Annotated in this window: 5 protein-coding genes; 4 read left to right on the forward strand and 1 reads right to left on the reverse strand. The window is 70.7% G+C overall.

All coding sequences use genetic code 11. The annotated features are described in order from the left end of the window. Positions 1-129: 129 nt before the first annotated feature. From FNH04_RS40730 to FNH04_RS40745, 4 genes are all read left to right on the forward strand, one after another. Positions 130-426, forward strand: a complete 297-nt coding sequence (locus FNH04_RS40730; RefSeq protein ID WP_152791224.1) for a DUF503 domain-containing protein — start codon at positions 130-132, stop codon at positions 424-426. A gap of 81 nt (positions 427-507) precedes the next feature. Further along, positions 508-954, forward strand: coding sequence for a 30S ribosome-binding factor RbfA (rbfA, locus tag FNH04_RS40735; RefSeq protein ID WP_322725313.1), 447 nt, complete (start codon positions 508-510; stop codon positions 952-954). Continuing rightward, positions 951-1865, forward strand: coding sequence for a tRNA pseudouridine(55) synthase TruB (gene truB, locus FNH04_RS40740; RefSeq protein ID WP_152791225.1), 915 nt, complete (start codon positions 951-953; stop codon positions 1863-1865). The genes rbfA and truB overlap by 4 nt, the downstream gene beginning before the upstream one ends. 546 nt (positions 1866-2411) lie before the next feature. Beyond that, complete coding sequence (locus tag FNH04_RS40745) at positions 2412-3365, forward strand: bifunctional riboflavin kinase/FAD synthetase (RefSeq protein ID WP_322725315.1); 954 nt, start codon at positions 2412-2414, stop codon at positions 3363-3365. A 102-nt stretch (positions 3366-3467) separates the two neighbouring features. Here the strand turns inward: FNH04_RS40745 and FNH04_RS40750 are convergent. Continuing rightward, positions 3468-5230: MinD/ParA family ATP-binding protein (locus FNH04_RS40750; RefSeq protein ID WP_152791227.1), on the reverse strand; the 1763-nt coding region annotated here is incomplete at its 5' end.

The raw sequence follows: 5230 nt of genomic DNA on the forward strand, positions 1-5230 counted from the left end.
GGGTAGGGGCGGCGGGGGCGGCAACAATCCCGTCGAGCCGCCCGCCGGGTTCGTTGTACGGTTCTGATGTCCCGCCCACATCGGATGGAGGGGCCACCGATCCCGTACCGGCGGGTCATCCGGACACACATGTATGTGGGGACTCTGTCCTTCGACCTCCTGCTCGGCGACGTCCGCTCGCTGAAGGAGAAGCGCTCCGTCGTCCGCCCCATCGTGGCGGAACTCCAGCGCAAGTTCGCAGTGAGCGCGGCGGAGGTCGACCATATGAACCTGCACCGCCGGGCCGCCATCGGCCTGGCGGTGGTCTCCGGCGACGCCGGGCACCTGACCGACGTACTGGACCAGTGCGAGCGGCTGGTCGCCGGACGTCCGGAGGTGGAGCTGCTCTCGGTGCGGCGCCGCTTCCACGGCGAGGACGACGACTGACCGGCACAACGCAGCAACAGACAACGCAGCTACAGACAACGCAGAAACACAGAGCAGCAGGAAGAACGAGGAGACGGACCAGTGGCCGACAACGCGCGGGCTAAGAGGCTGGCGGACCTCATCCGAGAGGTGGTGGCCCAGAAGCTGCAGCGAGGGATCAAGGACCCGCGGCTCGGCTCCCACGTCACCATCACGGACACCCGGGTGACGGGTGATCTGCGGGAGGCGACCGTCTTCTACACCGTGTACGGGGACGACGAGGAGCGGAAGGCCGCGGCCGCCGGACTGGAGAGCGCCAAGGGCATCCTCCGCTCCGAGGTCGGCCGCGCCGCGGGCGTGAAGTTCACGCCGACCCTCACGTTCGTCGCGGACGCCCTCCCGGACACCGCCCGGACCATCGAGGACCTCCTCGACAAGGCGCGCGCCTCCGACGCCGCGGTCCGCGAGGCCGCGTCCGGCGCGCAGTACGCCGGTGACGCGGACCCGTACAAGAAGCCGGGCGAGGACGAGGACGACATCGCCGAATGACCCAGAAGACCCGGAAGACCACCACGCCCGACGGACTTGTCATCGTCGACAAGCCGTCGGGCTTCACTTCGCACGACGTGGTCGCCAAGATGCGCGGCATCGCGAGGACCCGCCGCGTCGGACACGCGGGCACCCTCGACCCCATGGCGACGGGCGTGCTCGTCCTCGGTGTGGAGAAGGCGACCAAACTCCTCGGCCACCTCGCGCTGACCGAGAAGGAGTACCTGGGGACCGTCCGGCTCGGACAGAACACGATCACGGACGACGCCGAAGGGGAGATCACCTCCTCCACGGACGCCTCCAAGGTGACCCGGGAGGCGGTCGACGCCGGGATCGTCAAGCTGACCGGCGACATCATGCAGGTGCCCTCCAAGGTCAGCGCCATCAAGATCGACGGCGTACGGTCGTACAAGCGGGCGCGGGACGGCGAGGACTTCGACATCCCGGCCCGCCCGGTGACCGTCTCCTCCTTCACCGTGTACGACGTCCGGGAAGCGGTCGCCGGCGACGGCACGCCGGTGCTCGACGCGATCGTCTCCGTGGTCTGCTCGTCCGGCACGTACATCCGCGCGCTGGCCCGTGACCTCGGCGCCGACCTCGGCGTGGGCGGACACCTCACCGCTCTGCGCCGGACGCGCGTGGGGCCGTACAAGCTGGACTCCGCGAGGACGCTCGAACAGCTCCAGGAGGAGCTCACGCTCATGCCCATCGCCAATGCGGCCGCAGCCGCGTTCCCGCGCTGGGACGTGGACACCAGGCGGGCCCGGCTGCTGCTGAACGGCGTACGGCTGGAGATGCCCGACGAGTACGCGGGCACCGGCCCCGTGGCCGTCTTCGACCCGGAGGGCCGGTTCCTTGCCCTGGTGGAGGAGTTGAAGGGGAAGGCGAAGAGCCTGGCGGTCTTCGGCTGACGCCGGGGCCGGGGCCGGAGCTCCGGGGCCGGGGCTAAGGCCAGGGTCAGGGTCAGGGTCAGGGCTGGGGTGAGGCTGGAGCCGAGGTCAGGACCGGCCTACGGCGGACGGGGCGGGCATCGCCGCGTCATGGGGTCCTCGCCCGCCGCGGAAGCTCGGCGAAGGGTTTCCCGTGGAGCGGCGGTCACGGGATTCCACCACCGCCGCTCCACGGCCCCCCTCGGTTCCCCCACCCAAGGGTGTATCCATCCGCTCCCGTCCATTCACCCCAAAGAGCAGGCGCTCGGAGTGAACCGACGGAGCGGAAGGGGGCGCGTTCGGAACACGAGCTGTTCCGTTGATCATCGTGTGCCTACCGTCGGACCTGTTGCCGTAGTAAGCCGCACACGTCGTAACCGAGCGTCGTGTGCCTGTGACAGTACGCGTGCAGCCCGTCACAGCCTCCATGCCGATGCGGGCCGACGGCACCCGGCATGGCACCCTTAGACACTGCCAAGAGGTAACCACGGACACGGGTTCGACAAGTTTCGACAAGGAGCAGGCACAGTGCAGCGCTGGCGTGGCTTGGAGGACATCCCCCAGGACTGGGGGCGCAGCGTCGTCACCATCGGCTCCTACGACGGAGTGCACCGCGGGCACCAGCTGATCATCAGCCACGCCGTGGAACGGGCCCGTGAACTGGGCGCTCCCTCCGTGGTCGTCACGTTCGACCCGCACCCCAGCGAGGTCGTCCGTCCAGGTAGCCACCCCCCGCTGCTCGCCCCGCACCACCGCCGCGCCGAGCTGATGGCGGACCTGGGCGTGGACGCGGTGCTCATCCTTCCCTTCACAGCGGAGTTCTCGAAGCTCTCGCCCGCCGACTTCGTGGTCAAGGTCCTGGTCGACAAGCTGCATGCCAAGGCCGTCGTCGAGGGCCCCAACTTCCGCTTCGGCCACAAGGCGGCCGGCAACGTGGCGTTCCTCGCCGAGCAGGGCAAGACATACGACTTCGAGGTCGAGGTCGTCGACCTGTACGTGACCGGTGAGGCGGGCGGTGGCGAGCCCTTCTCCTCGACGCTGACCCGGCGGCTGGTGGCCGAGGGGGACGTCGAGGGCGCCCGTGAGATCCTCGGCCGCCCGCACCGGGTCGAGGGCGTCGTCGTACGGGGCGCACAGCGCGGCCGCGAACTGGGCTTCCCCACGGCGAACGTGGAAACGCTCCCGCACACCGCGATCCCCGCCGACGGCGTCTACGCCGGGTGGCTGCTCGTCGAGGGCGAGGCCATGCCCGCCGCCATCTCCGTCGGCACGAACCCCCAGTTCGACGGCACCGAGCGCACCGTGGAGGCGTACGCCATCGACCGGGTCGGCCTCGACCTGTACGGCCTGCACGCCGCCGTCGACTTCCTGTCCTTCGTGCGCGGGCAGGCCAGGTTCGAGTCGATCGAGGCGCTGCTGGAGACGATGGCGGAGGACGTGAAGCGGTGCCGGGAGCTGATCGCGGCGTACGACGGGGAGTAGAACTCGGCGCGCCATGTATCCGAGGTGGCGAAGGGCCCGCACCGTGGGTGAACGGTGCGGGCCCTTCGTCTGTTGTGCCGGTGCTTGTCGTGCCGGTGCCGGTTACTGCTGCGGGGGTGCCGGCGGGGGAGGGGTCTGGCCCTGGGCCTGGCCCGGGTACGGCGGGAAGGGCTGCCCGGGCTGCGAGGCGGGCTGCTCCGGCTGCTGCGCCTGCCCCGGCTGGGCTTGTCCTGGCTGCGCCTGCCCTGGCTGGGCTTGCCCCGGATAGGACGGGGCGGCATGGCCCGGCTGCGGCGGGTACGGCTGACCGGGGTGGCCGGGGTGACCAGGCTGGCCGGGGTGATGGGGCTGACCCGGCTGACCGTACGGCGGGGGCGGCTGCTGCCCCTGTCCCGGCACGGGCTGTCCGGGCACGGGCTGTCCGGGCATGGGCTGGCCCGGCAGGGGCTGTCCCGGCGCCGACTGGCCGGGGACGGCCTGTCCGGGCGCGGCCTGTCCGGGCATCGGCGGGGCGCCCGGGACCGGTGGCTGCCCCGGCTGACCCGGAAAAGGCTGACCCGGGAAAGGCTGGCCGTGGAAGGGCTGTCCCGGCATCGGCGGGGCGGCCACCGGCGGCGGGTTGCCGTCCGAAGTCCACAGGCCGTGCATCTGCTGGTGCCGTACGAAGTCCTCGGCGACCAAGGCCGCGAGGTTGAAGTACGCCTCGCGCACCTTCGGCCGCATCATGTCGAGATCCACCTCGGCACCGGCGGCCAGATGCTCGTCGAACGGAACGACGACCACCCCGCGGCAGCGCGTCTCGAAGTGAGAGACGATGTCCTCGACCTTGATCATCTTTCCGGTCTCGCGCACTCCGGAGATGACCGTGAGCGACCGTGAGACCAGGTCCGCGTACCCGTGCGCCGAGAGCCAGTCCAGCGTCGTACTGGCGCTGCTCGCCCCGTCCACGGACGGCGTCGAGATGATGATGAGCTGGTCCGCGAGGTCCAGCACACCGCGCATGGCGCTGTAGAGCAGACCCGTACCCGAGTCGGTGAGGATGATCGGGTACTGCCTGCCGAGCACGTCGATGGCGCGACGGTAGTCCTCGTCGTTGAACGTCGTGGACACGGCCGGGTCGACGTCGTTGGCGATGATCTCCAGGCCGGAGGGCGCCTGGGACGTGAACCGGCGGATGTCCATGTACGAGTTGAGGTACGGGATCGCCTGGACCAGGTCACGGATGGTGGCCCCGGTCTCGCGCCGGACGCGGCGGCCGAGCGTACCGGCGTCCGGGTTCGCGTCGATGGCGAGGATCTTGTCCTGCCGCTCGGTGGCGAGCGTGGAGCCGAGGGCGGTGGTGGTCGTGGTCTTGCCGACGCCGCCCTTGAGGCTGATGACCGCGATCCGGTAGCAGGACAGCACCGGCGTACGGATCAGCTCCAGCTTCCGCTGCCGCTCGGCCTCCTCCTTCTTGCCGCCGAGCTTGAACCGCGACCCGCCGACTGCCGGGCGGCTGCTCTTCGCCTTCTGCTTCTTGCTGTTCAGCAGCCGGTCGGAGGACAGCTCCACCGCGGCCGTGTAACCGAGCGGTGCCACACCGGGGTTGGTGGGCTGCCGCTGGTCGTGCTGGACGGGCTGCGGCCAGGCGGTACCCATACGGGGGTCCACCGGGGGCTGCCCCGGCTGTGGCGCCTGCTGCGGCTGCTGTGGGGCCGGGGCCTGCGGTTGCCCCGGCTGCGCGGGAGGCTGGGGGAAGCCGTAACCGTAACCACCCTGCGGTGCCGGAGGCTGCGGGAATCCGTACCCTCCTTGCGGTGCGGGTGAGTTGGGACCGCCCGGGGCGCCCGCTGCTTCCGGACCGCCAGAGGCGGCCGGGGTGGCCG

Source organism: Streptomyces phyllanthi (assembly GCF_009377205.1).
Lineage (GTDB): Bacteria > Actinomycetota > Actinomycetes > Streptomycetales > Streptomycetaceae > Streptomyces > Streptomyces phyllanthi.

Coding starts and splice junctions, on each gene's coding strand:
- FNH04_RS40730 (WP_152791224.1), top strand. CDS start 130: ATGTATGTGGGGACTCTGTCCTTCGACCTCCTGCTCGGCGACGTCCGC.
- truB (WP_152791225.1), top strand. CDS start 951: ATGACCCAGAAGACCCGGAAGACCACCACGCCCGACGGACTTGTCATC.